This is a genomic window from Bradyrhizobium sp. USDA 376 (assembly GCF_054063675.1).
In genome coordinates, this window is record NZ_JBSSGN010000001.1 from 3,933,532 (window position 1) to 3,953,152 (window position 19,621).

22 protein-coding genes and 1 riboswitch are annotated in these 19,621 nt (G+C 64.8%); of the genes, 6 read left to right on the top strand and 16 right to left on the bottom strand.

Annotated features, from left to right (window positions below; genetic code table 11):
• Positions 1 to 93: 93 nt before the first annotated feature.
• Positions 94 to 477, bottom strand: coding sequence for a RidA family protein (locus ACVJ19_RS18430; RefSeq protein ID WP_453950448.1), 384 nt, complete (start codon positions 475 to 477; stop codon positions 94 to 96).
• A 4-nt stretch (positions 478 to 481) separates the two neighbouring features.
• Positions 482 to 778 (bottom strand): hypothetical protein, encoded by a 297-nt coding sequence (locus tag ACVJ19_RS18435; protein ID WP_453950449.1) that lies wholly within the window; start codon positions 776 to 778, stop codon positions 482 to 484.
• Between the two features lie 171 nt (positions 779 to 949).
• Here ACVJ19_RS18435 and ACVJ19_RS18440 point away from each other — a divergent pair, with 171 nt between their 5' ends.
• Entirely contained in the window at positions 950 to 1,384 is a 435-nt protein-coding gene (locus ACVJ19_RS18440; RefSeq protein WP_453950450.1) for a hypothetical protein, read from the top strand.
• A 235-nt stretch (positions 1,385 to 1,619) separates the two neighbouring features.
• Here the strand turns inward: ACVJ19_RS18440 and ACVJ19_RS18445 are convergent, their stop codons facing one another.
• The gene (locus tag ACVJ19_RS18445) at positions 1,620 to 2,312 is read right to left on the bottom strand and encodes a glutathione S-transferase family protein (protein ID WP_453950451.1); all 693 of its coding nucleotides are present in this window, start codon (positions 2,310 to 2,312) and stop codon (positions 1,620 to 1,622) included.
• A 218-nt stretch (positions 2,313 to 2,530) separates the two neighbouring features.
• Entirely contained in the window at positions 2,531 to 3,178 is a 648-nt protein-coding gene (locus ACVJ19_RS18450; RefSeq protein ID WP_453950452.1) for a glutathione S-transferase family protein, read from the bottom strand.
• Positions 3,179 to 3,524: 346 nt separating this feature from the next.
• Between ACVJ19_RS18450 and ACVJ19_RS18455 the strand changes: the two genes are divergently transcribed.
• On the top strand, positions 3,525 to 3,962 hold the full coding sequence (locus tag ACVJ19_RS18455; RefSeq protein WP_453950453.1) for a VOC family protein: 438 nt from the start codon (positions 3,525 to 3,527) through the stop codon (positions 3,960 to 3,962).
• Between the two features lie 334 nt (positions 3,963 to 4,296).
• Here ACVJ19_RS18455 and ACVJ19_RS18460 read toward each other — a convergent pair whose 3' ends face one another.
• Entirely contained in the window at positions 4,297 to 4,809 is a 513-nt protein-coding gene (locus tag ACVJ19_RS18460) for a mismatch-specific DNA-glycosylase (RefSeq protein WP_453950454.1), read from the bottom strand.
• A gap of 120 nt (positions 4,810 to 4,929) precedes the next feature.
• Between ACVJ19_RS18460 and ACVJ19_RS18465 the strand changes: the two genes are divergently transcribed.
• Entirely contained in the window at positions 4,930 to 5,382 is a 453-nt protein-coding gene (locus ACVJ19_RS18465; RefSeq protein WP_453950455.1) for a hypothetical protein, read from the top strand.
• Between the two features lie 147 nt (positions 5,383 to 5,529).
• On the opposite strand, the gene thiC is transcribed toward ACVJ19_RS18465, so the two are convergent.
• The 6 genes from thiC to ACVJ19_RS18495 all read right to left on the bottom strand — a co-directional run bounded on the left by thiC (position 5,530) and on the right by ACVJ19_RS18495 (position 11,269).
• Positions 5,530 to 7,428 (bottom strand): phosphomethylpyrimidine synthase ThiC, encoded by a 1,899-nt coding sequence (gene thiC, locus ACVJ19_RS18470; protein WP_453950456.1) that lies wholly within the window; start codon positions 7,426 to 7,428, stop codon positions 5,530 to 5,532.
• Between the two features lie 207 nt (positions 7,429 to 7,635).
• Positions 7,636 to 8,244: a thiamine phosphate synthase gene (locus ACVJ19_RS18475; RefSeq protein ID WP_453950457.1), complete on the bottom strand. Its 609-nt coding sequence runs from the start codon at positions 8,242 to 8,244 to the stop codon at positions 7,636 to 7,638.
• Positions 8,231 to 9,013, bottom strand: coding sequence for a thiazole synthase (locus ACVJ19_RS18480; protein WP_453950458.1), 783 nt, complete (start codon positions 9,011 to 9,013; stop codon positions 8,231 to 8,233). The genes ACVJ19_RS18475 and ACVJ19_RS18480 overlap by 14 nt, the downstream gene beginning before the upstream one ends.
• A 191-nt stretch (positions 9,014 to 9,204) precedes the next feature.
• Positions 9,205 to 9,402: a sulfur carrier protein ThiS gene (thiS, locus tag ACVJ19_RS18485; protein WP_453950459.1), complete on the bottom strand. Its 198-nt coding sequence runs from the start codon at positions 9,400 to 9,402 to the stop codon at positions 9,205 to 9,207.
• The gene (locus tag ACVJ19_RS18490) at positions 9,393 to 10,418 is read right to left on the bottom strand and encodes an FAD-dependent oxidoreductase (RefSeq protein WP_453950460.1); all 1,026 of its coding nucleotides are present in this window, start codon (positions 10,416 to 10,418) and stop codon (positions 9,393 to 9,395) included. The genes thiS and ACVJ19_RS18490 overlap by 10 nt, the downstream gene beginning before the upstream one ends.
• A riboswitch (TPP riboswitch) is annotated at positions 10,406 to 10,534 on the bottom strand. Its footprint overlaps the gene before it by 13 nt.
• A gap of 192 nt (positions 10,535 to 10,726) precedes the next feature.
• The gene (locus ACVJ19_RS18495; RefSeq protein ID WP_453950461.1) at positions 10,727 to 11,269 is read right to left on the bottom strand and encodes a transglycosylase SLT domain-containing protein; all 543 of its coding nucleotides are present in this window, start codon (positions 11,267 to 11,269) and stop codon (positions 10,727 to 10,729) included.
• 230 nt (positions 11,270 to 11,499) lie between these two features.
• On the opposite strand from ACVJ19_RS18495, the gene ACVJ19_RS18500 reads away from it, so the two are divergent.
• Entirely contained in the window at positions 11,500 to 11,700 is a 201-nt protein-coding gene (locus ACVJ19_RS18500; protein WP_453950462.1) for a hypothetical protein, read from the top strand.
• Between the two features lie 84 nt (positions 11,701 to 11,784).
• On the opposite strand, the gene ACVJ19_RS18505 is transcribed toward ACVJ19_RS18500, so the two are convergent.
• Both ACVJ19_RS18505 and ACVJ19_RS18510 read right to left on the bottom strand, forming a co-directional pair.
• The gene (locus ACVJ19_RS18505; RefSeq protein WP_453950463.1) at positions 11,785 to 13,107 is read right to left on the bottom strand and encodes an ATP-binding protein; all 1,323 of its coding nucleotides are present in this window, start codon (positions 13,105 to 13,107) and stop codon (positions 11,785 to 11,787) included.
• A 13-nt stretch (positions 13,108 to 13,120) separates the two neighbouring features.
• The gene (locus tag ACVJ19_RS18510; protein ID WP_254122534.1) at positions 13,121 to 13,861 is read right to left on the bottom strand and encodes a response regulator; all 741 of its coding nucleotides are present in this window, start codon (positions 13,859 to 13,861) and stop codon (positions 13,121 to 13,123) included.
• Between the two features lie 180 nt (positions 13,862 to 14,041).
• Here ACVJ19_RS18510 and ACVJ19_RS18515 point away from each other — a divergent pair, with 180 nt between their 5' ends.
• Together ACVJ19_RS18515 and ACVJ19_RS18520 are read left to right on the top strand one after the other, a co-directional pair.
• Positions 14,042 to 14,593: a hypothetical protein gene (locus tag ACVJ19_RS18515; RefSeq protein WP_453950464.1), complete on the top strand. Its 552-nt coding sequence runs from the start codon at positions 14,042 to 14,044 to the stop codon at positions 14,591 to 14,593.
• Between the two features lie 222 nt (positions 14,594 to 14,815).
• A complete protein-coding gene (locus tag ACVJ19_RS18520) occupies positions 14,816 to 15,349 on the top strand; it encodes a PRC-barrel domain-containing protein (protein ID WP_453950465.1) in 534 nt (177 codons plus the stop codon).
• A gap of 350 nt (positions 15,350 to 15,699) precedes the next feature.
• On the opposite strand, the gene ACVJ19_RS18525 is transcribed toward ACVJ19_RS18520, so the two are convergent.
• From ACVJ19_RS18525 to ACVJ19_RS18535, 3 genes are all read right to left on the bottom strand, one after another.
• Entirely contained in the window at positions 15,700 to 16,911 is a 1,212-nt protein-coding gene (locus tag ACVJ19_RS18525) for an ABC transporter substrate-binding protein (RefSeq protein WP_453950466.1), read from the bottom strand.
• Between the two features lie 399 nt (positions 16,912 to 17,310).
• Positions 17,311 to 18,141, bottom strand: a complete 831-nt coding sequence (locus tag ACVJ19_RS18530; RefSeq protein WP_453950467.1) for an ABC transporter permease — start codon at positions 18,139 to 18,141, stop codon at positions 17,311 to 17,313.
• Positions 18,138 to 19,388, bottom strand: coding sequence for an ABC transporter permease (locus tag ACVJ19_RS18535; protein ID WP_453950468.1), 1,251 nt, complete (start codon positions 19,386 to 19,388; stop codon positions 18,138 to 18,140). Before ACVJ19_RS18535 ends, ACVJ19_RS18530 begins: the two co-directional genes overlap by 4 nt.
• Positions 19,389 to 19,621 lie beyond the last annotated feature (233 nt).

Genomic DNA, 19,621 nt, shown 5'->3' on the forward strand with positions numbered 1-19,621 from the left:
GCCGGGGAGCCGCCGTTTTCACGGACATGTCAGGCGATGCAGGGCACTTGGTTCGGCTGCGTGCCCGGCAAGCCACACGTGCCGAACCGCGGTTCACTTCGAAAGCGACGCGACCGCCTCGATCTCGATCAGCATCCTCGGATCGGGCAGCGCATGTACCACGCATGTGGTGCGCGCGGGGTAGGGCGGCGGGCCGAAGGCGCCGGCATAGAGCGCGTTCATGGCGGCAACGTCCGAGGCGCGGGTCAAGAGCACGTTGACCTTGGCGAGGTCGCGCAAGGTCGCGCCGGCCTCGTCCAGCACGCGCTTGATGTTGACGACGACATTGGCGAACTGCGCCTCGAAGCCATCAGGCAGCGCGCCATGGGCGTCGAAGCCGGGAATGCCTGAGACGAACAGCAAGTCGCCGACGCGTGTCGCAAAGGACAGCGGCGGCGCCTTGACGTGCGGCGGGGCCGCGAAATGCTGGATCGACATGGCATCACCTCGCAGGGTTCGTGTCGGGAGCAGGAGCGTAGCGGGATGCGGGGGAGTTGCAATCGGCATGGGAGGGGGCAAAAACAAAAAGTGCGAAAACAACCCCATGCACAGTAGAGATCGGGCCGAAATCATTGGACTTTTCTGATTTCTGGAAAGGCGAAATATTTTGTTTGCGCCGTCGGGCAAAACAGGGGCAGAATGGCATGATGCGGTTGGCCTGTGCTGCGGCCCCAAACTCCGCCGTCATGCCCCGCGAAGGCGGGGCATCCAGTACGCCGCGGCTTCTCGGTTCAATCATGACCGTCTCTGGAATACTGGATCGCCCGGTCAAGCCGGGCGATGACAGCTGAATGGGCTGCTGCACCTCGCGCCTCGCGTCCGCCAATCATGTTGCCGCCGCGATCGATCGGATAGATTCAGCTCGTCTGATTCGCGTTCCTCCTTGAAAAATAGCCCCCGGAGACACTCCATGAAGATCGCTAGCACCCTTCGCGCCGCGCTGGTCGCCATTGCCGCGCTCGCCGGCCTTTCGACCTCGGCGCTGGCCGACGGCGGCACCGTGGTGCTGACGATCTACAAGGCGGGCTGGATCATCGGCGGCTCCGGCGGGAGCGGCGTGCTGAACTTCCGCGGCCGCTCCTATGCGCTCTCGACCGGCGGGCTCGACTACGGCCTCGTGTTCGGCGGCTCCAAGACCGTGCTGCGCGGCCGCGTCTCCAACATCAACCGTCCCTCCGACGTCGCTGGCGTCTACGGAGCGGCCGGTGCGGGCCTCGCGGTCGGCCGCGGCGCCCGCGCCATCGTGCTCACCAACCAGAAGGGCGCGGTGCTGGAGCTGACCGGCACGCAGGTCGGCCTGATGGCGAATGCGGATCTGAGCGGGCTCGCGATCACGATGCGGTAGAAGACGGTGCTGTAGGGTGGGCAAAGGCGCGTAGCGCCGTGCCCACCATCTCTCAGCGGTCGCAGAGTGAAACCCTCATGGTGAGGAGGCGCGAAGCGCCGTCTCGAACCATGCAGGCCCAAATGTCACCCGCGGCCATCCTTCGAGACGGCTGCTTCGCAGCCTCCTCAGGATGAGGTTTGTGATCGCGGCGACGAATGTGGTGGGCACGCTTCGCTTTGCCCACCCTACGGGACTACGCGTTCACCATCGCATGCACCCGGTCGCAATGCGCGACGAGGTTTGCGTGCGCGTTGACGAAGGCCTTCAGCGGCGTCGGGATCGGAAAATAATAGATGTTGGCGACGAAGCCGTAGATGCCGGCATCGAGGCTGGTCGGCGCGGCGCCATGGACGAAGCCCGCGGCCGGCACGATCTCCGCCAGCACCTGCAGATCGGCAAGGCCCCGCGCGTAGGCCTGCTCGGGCGTGTAGCGGCCGATGCCCTGGTAATGATAGCGCTGCGCGTTGTACGCCTTCGCCTTCTCGAACCCCTCCGCACTCACTTGCGGATGCTGCGCGATAAAACCGTCGCGGAACGCGGGATAGAAGCGCTCGTCCTTCCAGCGCGAATACGACATCACCCAGTAGAGATCATCCAGCATGCGTGTGACGAGATGGTCGGTCCGCCGCTGCGCAGGCGATAGCGCCGCATCGATGCCGAGGCGATATTTCGCGATCGCGTGCGCGATGATGGTCTCGCTGTCGCCGATGGTCTCGCCGTCGTCGACGATATAAGGCAGTTGCCCGCGCGGCGCGGCGGAAGCATCGAAGATGTGCTCGGGCACGAACGGCACGCCCGAAACCTTCAGGAAGGCGTAGACCTTGAGGCCGTAGCCGTTGTTGTCGGCGACGCCGAAGAGTTCAGGGTAGGAGTAGAGGGTCAGCATGGGCGGGCTCCTCTGTCTTTGGCGAGGCCTAGAATGCAGGGGCGCCGTGATGGACGCAATGGGCAGCACGCGGCACAGCTCTCGTAGGGTGGGTTAGCTAAGGGACTGTGCAAAGCGCAGTCCCTTAGCGTAACCCACCACGTCAGCATCCGCGGCGACAGAAGCGGTGGGTTACGCCACGCGGCCTGCGCTTCGCGCAGCCGCGCAGCTAACCCACCCTACGAACGCGATGCGGCGGTGAACACCGCCAATTGCGCATCGAACGCGCGCCGAAACCCCGGCCGCGCCTCGCCGCGGGCGACATAGGCGGCGATATCGGGGTACTCGTCCAGCAGTCCCGACGTGTTCAGCCGGCGCAGCACCGTCACCATCATGAGATCGCCGGCGCTGAACGCGCCGTCGAGCCAGTCGGCACCACTGATGTGCCGGGACAATTCGCCGAGCCTGATGCGGACGCGATCCTGCAGGACCGGCAGCCGCTCCGCGTACCAGCTCTTGTCGCGCTCGAACAGCATGGCCATGCCGAGCTCGACGATCGGCGGCTCCAGCGTGTTCAGCGCGGCGAACAGCCACGCGATCGCGCGGCTTCTGGCGTTCGCGTCCGTCGGCAGCAGTCCGGCATGATGCTCGGCGATATGAAGCACGATCGCGCCGGTTTCGAACAGGGCGAGATCGCCGTCCTCATAGGTCGGAATCTGCCCGAACGGATGCAGCGCCAGATGCGCCGGCTGCTTCATCGCCGCGAACGACACGAGGCGGACGTCATAGGGCTGGCCAACCTCCTCCAGCGCCCAGCGAAGGCGCATGTCACGCGCCTGCCCGCGGCCGCGGTCGGGGGAGTTTTCGAAGGCGGTGATGGTGGGCATGGGGGGCTCCGGGGTGGTTGCGGTTTGTCCAGAGGACGAATGGCGGGCGCGGATTCCGACGGCCTACGCACGTCTTGTTTTGGCGGCGCGCTGTTGCCCAATCCACGGTGTCGTCCTGGCGAAAGCCAGGACCCATACCGCGGAATCTATCGGGTGTGGACGGTTGAAGTACCGAACCACGAGTCTTCGCCAAACTTTTCCCTGGGGTAATGGGTCCTGGCTTTCGCCAGGACGACACCGGTGGGCGGAAAAAGTGCGCGTCCCCCTGTCGGAATGCCGCGCGCTCTCTCGTCCTGGGGTCAGCGGCCGCGCCGAGCGTCCAGCCCAAACCGAAAGGATCCCGCCCATGACCTCGATCACGCCGTTTCTCTGGTTCGACAACAACGTCCCCGAGGCCGTTGCGTTCTATAAATCGGTGTTTCCCAATGCAAAAGTCGAGACCGTCAGCGACTTCATGGCGGTGTTCGAGCTCGAGGGCCAGCGCTTCCACGCGCTCAATGGCGGGCCGCAATACCGCTTCAACGAGGCGGTGTCGTTCTTCATCAGCGTCGAGACGCAGGAGGAGGTCGACTATTTCTGGAAAGCGCTCACCGCCGACGGCGGCGAGGAATCGAGGTGCGGCTGGCTCAAGGACAAGTTTGGCCTGTCCTGGCAGGTGATCCCGACGGCGCTCGGCCGCTACCTCGGCGACCCCGACCGCACCAAGGCGAACCGCGTCATGCAGGCGATGATGGGGATGCGGAAGATCGTGATCGCGGAGCTGGACAAGGCGTATGCGGGGTGAGGAGACGGTGCCGTAGGGTGGGCAAAGGCGCGCTCTTCGTGCGCCGTGCCCACGCACTGCCGCGACTCGCGAAGAAATCGTGGGCACGGCGCTGACGCGCCTTTGCCCACCCTACGAGGCTTCGTGTTTGAGCAAGATCGCGAGCCACACCCACCGTGTCGTCCTGGCCTAGTGCGCAATTGCGCACGGGAGCCAGGACCCATACCGCGTGATCTATCGATTGCGATTGGTCGCAGTACCGGACCACGAGTCTTCGCCAAACCTCTCCCTGGGGTAATGGGTCCTGGCTTTCGCCAGGACGACGACTGAGTTTGCGGCGCCAGCGCCAACCCACCTACGCAGCAATCCACGCCGCAAGCTCCCGCCACGGCTCCAGCGTCCAACTCCCCGACGCAGCACCAGACGGCGAGGGCAGCACAAAAGTCTCCGGCCAGCTTCCATCGCGCGCCTGCCGCCCCAGCGCAATCGCAGCTGACGGCCTGCCGTAATACAAGCTCGCCGCCTTCTTGCTCGTGAACGCAATCGTCCGCGGCCGATACTTTTCCATCTTCGCCCTGAAGCCGGGCACGTCGATCGTCTCCGTCGCGATCTGGTGATCCATCCCGGCGCCCGTCTTGGACAGATCGGTGAAGCCGATCCCGAGCTCGATCAGGCTAGCGAACTCGCCCGGCTGATAGCGCCGCGGCGTGATCCCGGCCTCATGGATCGCGCGCCAGAAGCGGTTTCCGGGATGGGCGTAGTAGTGCCCGAGCGCGGCCGAGCGTGTCGAGGCGGCGGTGCCGACGAAGACGAGGCGGAGGTTGGGAAGGAGCTGGTCGGGGAGGCGGTGGAGAGTGGGCTGGGGCACATCAATTGACCGCGGCTGTAGCCCGCATGAGCGGAGCGATATGCGTGACGACAAAGACACCAGACCTCGCTACGCTTATCCAGCTTTGCGTACCGGCGCTAAAACGGGAAGACGATAGAAATGGCAATTGGATTTAGCGAACGCTTTGATTTTGGTCCCATCATAGGATGGGAACTCTATCAGGTGATGATCGACAAGTATCACATCATGTTCTGGTTTGAGGACGAGCATGCCTTGTTGAATGTCGCGGACCGTTTCTCGTTCCGATCCTCCGATGGTGCGGTCAATTTCTCTTACGAGATCTATGGCAACCAAAAATCCTTGAATGTTGATCGCATTCTACGAACGAAAATCGTCGAAACGAGGATTGTCAGTAAGGATCAGCTCGATCTCATGTTTGAAAATGGCGACGTGCTATCCATCTACGATAATCCGGAATTCAGATCCTGGTGGTTCCTCGGCGGTCGCAAAAATGACCCGGTTACCCAGAGAACGAGTTGGTCACTTGCAATTGGAGATCGAGATCCGGAGGACCTCACAGAGCAAGAGTACCAAGATCGGCGCGCCTTATAAGTCCGAAGCTAACCAATGCTAATCACCGGCCGCATGTCTTCTAGCATCTTGTTTGATCGACGCCGGGCCAAATTAAAAGAGGCCAGGCTTTCGCCCGGCCTCTTACATCGTCCCAGGATGCGGTTATGGAAGCGCGGGGTAGCCCTCTCACAACACCCGATTGCTCTCCTTCACCTTCTCCGCATCGAGATACACGCTGCTCCCCATCTCCTTGAACTTCGCGCTCATCTTCGCCATGCCGTCCTCGGCGGTGCCGCTGATCGACATCCCCACTGAGTTCGGATCGTTCAGCGTCGCCGCGTAGTCCCGCACGTCCTGCGTGATCTTCATCGAGCAGAATTTTGGGCCGCACATCGAGCAGAAATGCGCGACCTTGTGGGCTTCCTTCGGCAGGGTCTCGTCGTGGAAGCTCTTTGCGGTGTCCGGATCGAGGCCGAGGTTGAACTGGTCGGTCCAGCGGAATTCGAACCTCGCGCGGGAGAGGGCGTCGTCGCGCAGTTGCGCGGCGGGGTGGCCCTTGGCGAGATCGGAGGCGTGGGCCGCGATCTTGTAGGTGATGACGCCGGTCTTGACGTCGTTACGATCAGGCAGGCCGAGATGCTCCTTCGGCGTGACGTAGCAGAGCATGGCGCAGCCGAACCAGCCGATCATGGCAGCGCCGATGCCCGACGTGATGTGGTCATAGCCTGGCGCGATGTCGGTGGTCAGCGGTCCAAGGGTGTAGAACGGCGCCTCGCCGCATTCCTTGAGCTGCTTGTCCATGTTGATCTTGATCTTGTGCATCGGCACGTGGCCGGGGCCCTCGATCATGACCTGGCAGCCCTTGTCCCACGCGATCTTCGTCAGCTCGCCGAGCGTCTCCAGCTCCGCGAACTGCGCGCGGTCGTTGGCGTCCGCGATCGAGCCGGGACGCAGGCCGTCGCCGAGCGAGAACGAGACGTCATACTTGCGCATGAGGTCGCAGATCTCGTCGAAATGCGTGTAGAGGAAGCTTTCCTTGTGATGTGCCAGGCACCACTTCGCCATGATCGAGCCGCCGCGCGAGACGATGCCGGTGACGCGGTTGGCGGTGAGGTGGATGTATTGCAGGCGCACGCCGGCGTGGATGGTGAAATAGTCGACGCCCTGCTCGCACTGCTCGATCAGCGTGTCCTTGTAGAGCTCCCAGGTGAGCGCCACCGGATCGCCGTTGCACTTCTCCAGCGCCTGATAAATGGGAACGGTGCCGATCGGCACCGGCGAGTTGCGCAAAATCCACTCACGCGTGGTGTGGATGTTGCGGCCGGTGGAGAGGTCCATCACGGTGTCGGCGCCCCAGCGGATCGCCCACACCATCTTCTCGACCTCTTCCTCGACCGAGGAGGTCACCGCCGAGTTGCCGATATTGGCGTTGATCTTGGTGAGGAAGTTGCGGCCGATGATCATCGGCTCGAGCTCGGAGTGGTTGATGTTGGAGGGGATGATGGCGCGGCCGCGCGCGATCTCGTCCCGCACGAACTCCGGGGTGATGAAGGCGGGCACAGAGGCGCCGAAGCTCTCGCCGTCGGCGAGGGCTGCTTCCGCGCGCTCGAGCTGCTGCTTGCGACCGAGGTTTTCGCGCGCGGCGACGTAGATCATCTCCTTGGTGACGATGCCGGCGCGGGCGAATTCGAGCTGGGTGATCTTGTGGCCGTCGAGGCCGCGCAGCGGCTTGTGATAGGCCGAGAAGGCGCGCGCGGCCTTGTCGGTGGAGACGCTGCCATTGTCCTCCGGCTTGATCTGCCGGCCCTCATATTCCTCGACGCCGCCACGCTCCAGCACCCACTGCTTGCGGCTGCGGGCAAGGCCGGCGTTGACGTCGATGGTGACGGACGGATCGGTGTAGGGGCCCGAGGTGTCGTAGACCGGCAGGTTCGGCTCGCCGGCGCCTTCGGAGAGAATGATCTCGCGCAAGGGCACGCGGATGTCCGGTGCTGCGTCGGGCGTCGCGAAGATCTTGCGCGAGGAGGGCAGCGGGCCGGTGGTGACGGCGGGGACGGTTTTTTCGGGGTTGGAGCGGATGTTCATGGGATCCTCCGGTTAATTCGTATGTGTGCTGTTGCTCTCGTCATCTCCGCGCGAGCGCGAAGCGCTCGTCGCTGAAGGTGCGCGCCGTGCGGTGCAGTGCACCGCAGGGCGAGCCTCGAAGGATGAACGAGCCGGGCCGTCGCCCTTCGAGGGCCGCTGAAGAAGCGGCCACCTCAGGGTGACGGGTCGAATAGGGGCGGACCTGCATCATGCAGCCTCCGCTGACTGGCCGAGCCACTGCCGCACGCGTGCGTCCGGGTCGGCGTTCTGGGTGACGTCGCTGACGACGGCGATGGAATCGGCGCCCGCGGCAAAGATCTCCGCGGCGTGCTCGAACTTGATGCCGCCGATCGCGACCAGCGGGATGGTGCCCACGCGCTTCTTCCATTCCGTGATCTTTGGAATGCCTTGCGGCTCGAAGCGCATCGACTTCAAGGTGGTGAAGAAGATCGGGCCGAGCGCGACGTAGTCGGGCTTGGCCGCGAGCGCAGTCGCAAGCTCGTCGTCGTCATGGGTGGAGATGCCGAAGAGCAGGCCCGCCTCGCGGATCGCCTTGAGGTCGGCATCCGCCAGATCCTCCTGGCCGAGATGCAGGTATTTTGCGCCGGCGACGATCGCCGCGCGCCAGTAGTCGTTCACGACCAGCTTGGCTTGCGTGTCCTTGGTAATCGCCAGCGCGTCGGTGACGATCTGCAGCGCGTCGGCATCGTTGAGCTCCTTGGCGCGCAGCTGGATGGTGCCGACGCCGAGCTTGGTCAGCCGCTCGACCCATTTGAGGCTGTCGACGACGGGATAGAAGCGATCAGGATACGGCATGCCAGAACGGAGTCCCAACGACAGGGGTGGAGGGGGAGGCGAAGTCGCGGGCGTTCATCAGCCCGGCTTCGTAGGCGGTGCGGCCGGCATCACAGCCGAGGCGGAACGCGTTGGCCATCGCGACGGGATCGGCGGCTTTTGCAATGGCGGTGTTGAGCAGCACGGCGTCATAGCCGAGCTCCAGCGCCTGCGCGGCGTGGGAGGGCGCGCCGATGCCGGCGTCGACCACCAGCGTGATGTCGGGCAGGCGCTCGCGCAGGAGCTTGAGCGCATCGCGGTTGGTGATGCCTTTCGCGCTGCCGATGGGAGCTGCCCACGGCATCACCACCTTGCAGCCCGCGTCGACCAGGCGATTGGCGACCGAGAGGTCTTCCGTGCAATAGGGGAACACCTCAAAGCCGTCCTTGATCAGGATGCTTGCTGCTTCGACGAGGCCGACGACGTCGGGCTGCAGCGTGTCGTTGTCGGCGATGACCTCCAGCTTGATCCAGGAGGTGCCGAACAATTCGCGCGCGAGCTTGGCGGTGGTCACCGCCTCGCGCACGGTGCGGCAGCCGGCGGTGTTCGGCAGCACTGTCACGTCGAGCTCGCGGATCAGATTCCAGAACGCGTCCCCGGTCTTGCCGCCGGCGGATTCGCGGCGCAGCGACACCGTGACGATGTTCGAGCCGGAGGCGCGGATCGCCGCCTGCATGATCGCCGGCGACGGATAGAGCGCGCTGCCGATGAGGAGGCGGGAGGCGAAGGATTTGCCGTAGAAGGTCACCATGTCGGTGTTTCCTCAATCAACGCCGTCGTCCCGGCGAAGGCCGGGACCCATACGCCGTGTCCTCTCGGCGAGGCACACTGGGCGTTGTTCTTTCCGCCAACAACCGGTCGTGTTTATGGGTCCCGGCCCCCCGTGCGCAAATTGCGCACTAGGCCGGGACGACTCGTGGAGGGAGCGTGCCCGCATCTCCATCACCCTCCCTGCCGCGGCGTGATGATCTCGATCTCGTCGCCGGCTTTCAGGCTCGTCTCGGCCCAGCGGCTTTTCGGCACGACGTCGTAGTTCAGCGCGATGGCGAAATGGGTGCCTTCGTAGTCGAGCTCGCTCAGCAGCGCGTCGACGCTGGCTGAAGCCACCTCGCGGTCTTCGCCGTTGACGATCACCCGCATTGCATCACCTCATTGTCGATCTGGCCGCGCTGGACATAGGCAAGCGTCAGCTCGGCAAGTGCCGGCGCGATCAGGAAGCCGTGGCGGTAGAGCCCGTTGACGGCGATGGTCTCGCCGCGGATGCCGATGCGCGGCAAATTGTCGGGAAAAGCGGGACGGAGCCCCGAGCCGAATTCGACGATGCGGGCTTCGCCGAAAGCGGGATGCACCGCATAGGCTGCGCCCAAGAGCTCCAGCGCCGAGCGGACGCTGACGCCGGTATCCTCGGCCTCGATCGAGGTCGCGCCCAGCATGAACAGGTTCTGCTCGCGCGGGATCACGTAGAGCGGCCAGCGCGGATGGATCAGCCGCACGGGGCGCGAAAGCTGCACCTCGCTGGTCTCGATCAGGATCATCTCGCCCTTGACGCCGCGCAGCTCGGGGTGCTCCTCGCGCGCGGAAAGACCGCGGCAGTCGATCACGATGCCTTTAGAATTAAGGTTTGCGAGATCTTTGGCAGTGACGTCGCTATCGAACTTGATGGTGCCGCCGGCGGCTTTGATGCGCTCGTGCAGCTTTGGCAGCACGCGGCGCGGCTCGACATGGCCCTCGGTCGGGAAGAACAGCGCATCGCGAAAACGTCCCTCCAGCGACGGCTCGAGCTCGGCGAGGCCCGCGGCATCGAGCCGGCGGTGGCCTTCGGTCATGCGGGCAAAGCGCTCGAAATCGTTGCGCTCGCGCGGATGGGCGACGACGAGCGAGCCGTTGAAGGGGGTGTCGGGCAGCTCGCGCCGCCAGATGTCGAGGGAGCGCAGGCCCAGCCTGGAGATGATGGGTTCGGCGACTTCGGCCTCGCAATAGGGCGCCAGCATGCCGCCGGCCCAGTGGCTGGTGGAGTCGGTCATTCCGGCGTCACCGCGTTCGTGTAGCGTCACGGTGTGGCCGGCCTGCGCGAACAGCAGGGCTTGCCAGGCGCCGGCAATGCCTGCGCCGATAATGGATACCGGGGAATCCGGCCGCTTGGTCGTCTGCAACATCCCTGTCCCTTCGCCGGCATGACCCGGATCAGGTTCAAAGGGTCACCGCGGTCCTGGGCGGTATTGCCCATTTAGCGGTATCTCAGCTCCTCCTCGGAGCACCCCTCGGAACGGGTCTAATGTATGCCAGCGGGACGGGGTGGTCAACGCGTGTTGCCGGGAACCCGACCGTGCCCCGGACGCGATGCAGCGCGCCGCCCCTTGGCGGCGTGAGGCGTCGCAGAGCCGGGGCCCATTTTTGCGTGGAGCGCTGGGTCCCGGTTCAGCGCAGCAGCGTTGCGCGCTGCAGCGCGCCCGGGAGACGAGAGCTACTTTGGCGCCTGCGCCCGCGCATTGCGGAAGCCTTGCGCGAGCTTTTTGTGCGGAATGTTGCCGAACATCGGCTGCGGATTGCCGTTCGGCTCCAGCCAAGCCTGGGAGCTCGTCTCGTTGCTGGCCTGCTGCACCATCTCCTGCCGCTGCCGCTTTGCAACGTAGTAATAGCCGCCCGCGAAATAACGCACAGCTCGTGCGTGGTCGCCATTGGCGGCGCGATAGGCGCCGGCGAGGTATTTCACCGCGTAGGTGAGATTGGTGTTGGGATCGCGCAGGCCGGCGGCATCGCCGGTGTAGCCGACCCCGCGAGCGGTCGCGAGCTTGATCTGCATCAGCCCGATGGTGCCGCCACGGCCGACGAGGCCGGGCTGATAGCGGCTTTCGCGCATGATGACACGATGCACCAGCGCCTCCGGCACGCCGTTGGCGCGGGCATGCGCTGCAACCATCTCGGCATATTCGGCTTCGCCCGCGAATGCGGCGTGCGACATCATCAGCCCTGCCGCAGCAAGCACGGCAATATGCAAAATTTTCATCGAAATATTCCTCGGCAGAACGGACCTGCACCCTTGCGCGTTAGGCCGTGGGAACACGGCGATGATGTGGCGAAATGCCACCAGCGGCGATTTTCGCCGGGCCGTCGCTTTTACGACTTAAACCTGGGTTAAGTTTGGAGCTGGTGGAGCGCTTTGCACGACAGCAGGTCTGTCCATTCGCGCCTTCGCCCAAAAAGTGCGATTCAAAACCAGCATTTGGGAGGACGTCCATGACCCGAGCAGACATCGGCGACATCCCCATGCAGAACCCGTGCGCACAATGTGGCACGCCGATCCCGTTCCCGGACTGGATCGAGCCGGGCGAAGGCCGCGTTTCCTATCTCTGGAAGTGCCAAGCGTGCGGCTACCGCTTCGAGGCGGTGGCGATCTTCCATGAGCACGCGATCCAGCATCCGCCGCTTGCGGCCTGACTTGCTGGCTTAAGGGCGCATGATCTCTTCGGAAAACCGCTACACACTTTGCGCTGACGCGGCCCTTCGGGTCCGGATCATGCGCTAAGCCGCCAGCCGCGGCTCCTGCCATATCGGCAATTGCATCCGCACGATCAGGCCGTGCGGCTCGCGGTCGTGCAGCGACAGCTCGCCGCCATGGGCGATCGCGATCGCGCGCGCGATCGACAGGCCGAGGCCGAAGCCTGTGGACTCGTCCATGGTGCGCGCGTCGTCGCCGCGCACGAACGGCTCCAGCATCTCCAGCTTGCGCGCATCCGAAATGCCGGGGCCGTCATCCTCGACGTCGATGACGAGCTTGGTGCCCGATATGTCGAGGCGGATCGTGACCTCGGCGCCGAAGCGCACCGCGTTCTCGACCAGATTGGTGACGCCGCGATGCAGATCGTCGGGCCGCGCGGTGGCGGTGGCCGATACGGGTCCTTCATAGTGCACGACATGGCCCATGTCGCCGAACTGGTCGGCGACGAGCTGCAGCGTGCTGGCGATATCGACCAGGGTCACCGACTCGATCTTGCGGTCGTTGCGCAAGAGCGACAGCACGGATTCCAGCATCGAGCGCATCTGGTCGAGGTCCATCAGCATGCGCTTGCGGTTGCCCTCGTCCTCGATGAACTCGGCGCGCAGGCGCAGCCGCGTGATCGGCGTGCGCAGATCATGGCTGATCGCGGCCAGCATCCGGGTGCGATCCGACATCAGCCGCGCGATCCGCTCATGCATGCGATTGAGCGCGCGCGCCACCGAGCGGATCTCTTCCGGCCCGCGCTCGGGCAGCGGATCCGCCTCGCCGTCCAGGCTGAAATTCTCGGCGGCCCTGGCGAAGGAGGACAGCGGCGCAGCCAGCGCGCGCGCCGCCCACAGGCCGAGCACGGTGACGCAGATGAAGGCGGTCATCAGCGTCATCAACCACGGGGCTCCCCAGAACCAGGGCCGCGGTCCGCCTTCGACACGGCCGGCGATGACGGTGCCGTCGGGCAATTCGACGCCGACGCGCCGCGCGGTGCCGTCAGGGGCGAGCTGTACCGCCTTGTAGCCGCGCCCGAGATGCCGGCGCATGCCGTGCAGGTGCTGATTGTCGCTCTCCTCGACGCTTGCGTTGCCGGGCGCGAGCATTTCGATGCCGAGCTTGGGGAAGGCGCGCGTGAGATCGGCGATGAGGCGCGGCCGCTCGCTGGCGTCGGCCGAGCCGAGCAGCAGCGCGGCATCGGTCAATTGATGGGCGCCGTCCGGCGGCGTGTCCGGGCGGTCCGGTCGGCTGATCAGGAAGGCGGTGGTGACGACGAGATGAAGCGCGACGGTCGAAGCCAGCACCAGTGCGGCGATCTGCCCGCCGATACCCTTGAGGTGGAAGAACCCGAACGGCTTCATCGTCGGCGCCCCTCTAGCTGCTCAGGGGGGCCGCAACCGCTTCAGTTCTGGGCGTGAACAGATAGCCGCCGGAGCGCACCGTCTTGATGATGGTGGGATCGGCCGGATTGGGCTCGATCTTGCGGCGGATGCGGCTGACCAGCACGTCGATGGAGCGTTCGAACGAGCCGGTGTTGCGGCCCTGCGTGAGGTCGAGCAGGCTGTCGCGCGACAGCACGCGGCCGGGCCGTTCGCAGAACGTCCGGAGCAGATCGAACTCGGCGCTGGTCACCGCGACGCGCGCGCCTTCGGGATTGCGCAGCTCGCGCAGGCGCAAATCGATGCGCCAGCCCTCGAAGGCGAGCGTGCTCGCGCCTTCGATCGAGCTTGCCGCCTGCGCGGCCGCCTGGCGGCGCAGCACCGCGTTGATGCGGGCGAGCAGCTCGCGCGGGTTGAACGGTTTCGGCAGATAGTCGTCCGCGCCCATCTCGAGGCCGACGATGCGGTCGACGTCCTCGCCGCGCGCCGTCAGCATGATGATCGGCGTCTGCGCCTCGGAGCGCACCTTGCGGCACAGGCTGAGGCCGTCCTCGCCCGGCAGCATGACGTCGAGGATGATGAGGTCGACGCGGTGGTCGGCCATGGCGCGCGACATCTCGCGGCCGTCGCTCACGGCGGTGACGTTGCAGGCGTTGTTGCGCAGGTACTTCGCAATCAACGTCCGGGTTTCGCGGTCGTCCTCGACGACCAGGATGTTGGGATTGGGAATGGCCATGCGCTTTGTTTGTCCAAGATTCGGGCCAAATGGCGAAGATTTTTGTTTCAGATTGTTTCCGCAGGCCTATCCGCAACACGGGGACACGCCCGGGCAGGGAAGCGGCAAGGTCTCGTTAAGGCCGTTAACCATACCGTGGCGCGGTCACGCAAGAAACCCCGCAAAACCCACGGAGCCATCATGACTTCGATTTCGGCGGCATCCGCCGGTAGCTACCAGTCGCCCTTGCAGCGGCTGCAGCAGGAATTGCAATCGGAAGTTTCCGCCGGCACGATCTCGTCGTCGGACCAGTCCGCGCTCTCGACGGCGCTGACCGACATCGATACCGCGCTCCAGCAGAGCCGGGCGAGCGACCAGTCGAGCGGCACGCGTCCCTCCAAGGAGGACATGCAGTCGAAGATCGACGATCTCATTTCCAGCGAGGTGTCGAACGGGACGCTGACCTCGGACCAGGCCGAGGAGTTGAAGAACGTCTTCCAGTCCGCCTTCGCGAACGGTCCCGGCGGTGCCGGTGGACCGCCGCCCGGCCCGCCGCCGGACGACAGCTCCTCGGATTCATCGTCGACGGACGCGACCAGCAGCAGCTCGACGGACCAGACCACGGCCGAGATCCTCCAGCAGTTCCTGCAGGCGCTGCAGCAGTCGCAATCGTCGAGCTCGTCCTACGGCGCCAGCGGCAGCTCATCGAGCAGCTCGAATTTCTCCGCGCTCCTGATCGACTACAAGAGCTGACCCCGAGCGATGCGGGTCGGCGCGTTCCCCGCCGCGATCGTGCTTCACCCAGGGCGCATGATCGTCGGCGGGGAACGGTGCGCCGCAATATGTTCCTGGGTGACGCAGGAACATTCGCGATATCGTTGCGCACATCGCGCGACGAAATTGCCGCGCGTAAGGAACTGCACGTGAATGGCGATGTTTTCTCCACACGAGTTTTTTGTTGAAGGAGAGGACAACATGCTGACGAAATCGATCGTCGCCGGCCTCGCCGGCACTGCACTGCTTGCGACCGCCGCGTTCGCACAAACGCCGCCTGCCACCACCACCGACAAGGCGCCGACTGCGGCCACCACGACAACGACAAGCACGTCCGCGTCGGGCCAGTGGCGCGCCTCGAAGATGTCGGGCCTGAAGGTCTACAATGAAGCCAACGAGAACATCGGCTCGATCAACGAGCTCCTGATGGACAAGAACGGCGACATCAAGATCGCCGTGATCGGCGTCGGCGGCTTCCTCGGCATGGGCGAGCATCTCGTCGCCGTGCCCTATGAGAAGCTAAAATTCGTCAACGAGGCCGTGGCCTATACCGGCGCCGGCACGAACCCGGGCGCCAAGCCCCCCGCAAGCACGACAACGGGCGCTGCGACCGGCACTGACAAGCCTGCGGCGACCACGACATCGTCCGCGTCGAAGTGGTATCCGGACCACGCCGTGTTCAATGCGAGCAAGGACGAGCTGAAGAACATGCCCGAGTTCAAGTACGCGGAGTAATGGGCTACTAATCGGCTGAACGAAGCGCGCCTGGTTTTCACCGGGCGCGCTGTCGCGCCGTTTTTCTTCTCTCTGCTCGCGCGGTAGGGCTATCGCGTCTTGGTGGCGGCCTGAGCAAGCGCCTCGTCCTTCGAGACGACCGCTTCCAGCGGTCTCCTCAGGATGAGGCTAAGCAGCATTGGTCCGTTGAAATTGCTGCCGCGCACTCCGCCCTCATCCTGAGGGCCCGCCATCGGCGGGCGTCTCGAAGGATGCGCTGCGGGCGAGCTATCCGCCATTTTTCTTCGTTTGCGAAGGCCTGCCTCGAGTGGGGCTCCCTCTTCCCGCAATCGGGGAGAGGGAGAAGACTCTCAATGCGTCACCAGCGGGCAGCCGCCCTTGTCGAGCGGACGGAATGCCTCGTCGCCGGGCACGGTGGCGATCAGCTTGTAGAGGTCCCACTCGCCCTTGGACTCCTCGGGCTTCTTCACCTCGAACAGATACATGTCGTGGACCATGCGGCCGTCGATGCGGATCTTGCCGTTCTTGGCAAAGAAGTCGTTGACCGGCGTCTTGCGCATCTGCTCCATCACCTTCGGCGCCTCGTCGGTCTTGATGGCCTCGATCGCCTTCAGATAGTGCATGGTCGCCGAATAGAGGCCGGCCTGGATCATGGTCGGCATGTGGCCGACCTTCTCGTTGAAGCGCTTGGAGAAGGCGCGCGTCTCGTCGTTCATGTCCCAGTAGAAGGCGTCGGTGACGATCAGGCCCTGCGTTGCCTTGATGCCGAGCGAATGGGTGTCGGTGATCTCCTGCAGGAGCGCGATCATCTTCTGGCCGCCTTGGGTCAGGCCGAACTCGGCCGCCTGCTTCAGCGCGTTGGTGGTGTCGCCGCCGGCGTTGGCCAGCGCGACCACCTTGGCCTTGGAGGCCTGGGCCTGCAGCAGGAACGAGGAGAAGTCCGACGAGTTGAGGGGATGACGGACCTCGCCGAGCACCTTGCCGCCGCTTTCCTTGACCACGTTCGCGGCGTCGCGCTGCAATGCCATGCCGAAGGCGTAGTCGGCGGTGACGAAGAACCAGCTATCCTCGCCGCGCTTGACCATCGCCTTGCCGGCGACGTTCGACAGCGCATAGGTGTCGTAGGTCCAGTGCACGGTATTGGGCGAGCATGCGGGGCCCGTGATGTCGGACGAGCCGCCGCCCGAATTGATGTTGATCCTGTTCTTCTCGCGCGTCAGCGCCGAGATCGGCAGCGCCACCGACGACGTCGGCACGTCGAAGATCGCGTCGACCTTGTCGTTGTCGTACCAGTTGCGGGCGATGTTGACGCCGACGTCGGGCTTGTTCTGGTGATCGGCGGCGACCACCTGGACCGGCTTGCCCGCGACCTTGGCGCCGTAATCGGCAACCGCCATCTCGACGGCGGCGAGCGAGCCCTTGCCGGTCGCGTCCGCATAGAGGCTCGACATGTCCGTGAGCACGCCGATCTTGACGACATCGTCGGAAATCTGCGCCTGCGCGGCGCCTGACGTGGCGGCAAGGGCGATGCCGGCCGCGACGGCGGCGATGAGTTTTTGCATGTGTTTCTCCCTGTCTGTTGTTGTTCGGGTGTTGTTGCGGGGACTGTTCTAGCGACAATCGGTCGCGGCAGCTAAGCGGTGCGCGCCATGGCGGAATGCAAAATCAGAAGGGGCGGCCGGTGTTCCCTTCGCCTCTCCCCGCTTGCGGGGAGGGCTATCGCAGATGGCGTCTTGGTGGGGCCCTGAGCAAGCGCCTCGTCCTTCGAGACGACCGCTCCGCGGTCTCCTCAGGATGAGGCTAAGCAGCATTGGCTCCGTTGAAATTGTTGCCGCGCACTCCGCCCTCATCCTGAGGGCCCGCCATCGGCGGGCGTCTCGAAGGATGCGCTGTGGGCGAGCTATCAACCACTCTTCTTCATATACGATAGCCCTACCGCAAGCGGGGAGAGGGAGAAGTCATCAGCCCCCGTTGCCCTTGAGCCGTTCGTTGCGCCGGCGCAGGCCTTCGAGGGTGGCGAGGAGGATGACCGACACCGTCGTCAGGATCACCGCCGCTGCCGTGATGGTCGGGCTGATGTTCTCGCGGATGCCGCTGAACATCTCGCGCGGCAGGGTGCGCTGCTCGGGACCTGCCATGAACAGCACGATCACCACCTCATCGAAGCTGGTCGCGAAGGCGAACAGCGCGCCTGAGGCGAGGCCGGGCAGGATCAGCGGCAGGATCACGCGGCGGAACGCTTGAAGCGGCGAAGCGCCGAGCGAGGCGGCGGCGCGCACCAGATTGGTGTCGAAGCTTTGCAGCGTCGCGCCGACCGTGATCACCACGAAGGGTGTCGCCAGCGCGGTGTGGGCCAGGATCAGGCCGAGATAGCTGCCGGTCAGTCCGATCGGCGCGAAGAAGAAATACAGACCGACCGCGGTGATGACGCCGGGCACGACGACCGGCGACAGCACGAAGGCCAGCACCAGCGGCTTGAAGCGGCTCTTCCACTGCGCCAGGCCCAGCGCGGCCAGCGTGCCGAGCACCATGGACAGCAGCGTCGAGGCGATACCGATGATCATGCTGTTCTTCAGCGAGTTCATCCAGCGCGGCGAATTGATGAAGTCGTCATACCAGCGCAAGGAGAGGCCCGGCAGCGGATAGGTGAGATACGAGCCCGAGCTGAAGGACAGCGGCATGATCGCCAGGATCGGCGCGATCAGGAAGGTGAACACCAGCGTCGAGATGACGATGGTCGCGGTCCACGCGATGCGCTGGCTGGGCGTGCGGAGGGAGGAATTGTCGCTCAATTCTTCATGCCTCCCGTCACCTGCTGTCCCTGTACCAGCTTGCCGTAGACGAGGGCGAGCAGAACGGTGGCGAGCAGCAGCACCGCACCCAACGCCGAGGCAAGGCCCCAATTGGCCGTCTCGGTCGTGTAGAGCGCGATGAAGTAGCTGATCATCTGATCGGCGGCGCCCCCGACGAGTGCCGGCGTGATGTAGTAGCCGAGCGCCAGGATGAAGACGAGCAGGCTTCCGGCGCCGATGCCGGGCAGGGTTTGCGGCAGGTAGATCCGCAGGAACGCGGTGAGAGGTGGCGCGCCGAGCGAGGCGGCGGCGCGCATGTAGGCAGGCGAGATCGCCTTCATGCTGCTGTACAGCGGCAGGATCATGAATGGCAGGAGCACGTGGGTCATGGCCACGCAGACACCGAAGCGGTTGTAGATCAGGCGCAGCGGCTCGTCGATGATGCCAAGCCAGTGCAGGCTGTCGTTCACGACGCCCTTGCTCTGCAACAAGACGATCCAGGCGCAGGTGCGGACCAGAAGCGACGTCCAGAACGGAAGCAAGACGAAGATCATCAGCAGGTTCGACCGGCCAGGTGGCAGTGTTGCCAAGAGGTAAGCGACCGGAAAACCGAGGATCAGGCAGAGTGCCGTGACACCGAGGCTGATGAGGAAGGTGCGGGCGAAAATGTCGCGGTAGATGGCCTGATCCGGCGGAGCCGCGACGACCGCGCCATCCGCGTTCCGCGTCAGGTCGAGCGCGGCGAGAAGGTAGAAACCGGTCACCGGGCCGCTGGCGTCCTTGATGGTCGTCCAGGTGGTGCGTTCGCGCCAGGCCGCGTTGATCTTGCCCAGCGTCTCCCTAGCGGTGCCGGGCTCCGGCAGCGCCTTCAGATTGCGTGCCGTGCTGGTCAGGATCGTGCGAAAACCGTTCAGCGCGTAGTTGAGCCGCTTGGCGGCAATCGCAATGGTGCCGGCAGCGCGCGCCGCCAGGATGTCGCTTGCCAGCGCCGCATAGGCCTTTTCGTCCGGCAGGTCCTTGCCGTCCCAATTGGCGAGAGCAGCGATGGTTTGCGGCAGAACCTGGCGCACCTCGCGGTCATCGACCGCGCGCCACAGCATGCCGGCGATGGGGCCGGCAAAGGTGAAGAGCAGGAAGACGAGAAGCGGCAGAACCAGCGCCAATGCCTTGACCTGGCGTGTCCGCTCCGCGCGCCTCAATCGGCGCTTGAGCGGCACCTCGGCCTCGGTCAGGGACGCCGCTGTCATGGTGCGAACCTCTTTGACCGGACGTCCCTCGCCATTTCGAGGCGGTCTGAGCGCGCGCCTCGTCCTTCGAGACGACCGCGGAGCCTGTCATCGGGCCGCGCTTTGCGCGGACCCGGTGGCGGTCTCCTCAGGATGAGGCTCATCGACATCGGTGTCTGTAAAGTCGCTGCCACAGACTCAGACCTCATCCTGAGGGCCCGCCGTAGGCGGGCGTCTCGAAGGATGCGCCGCGG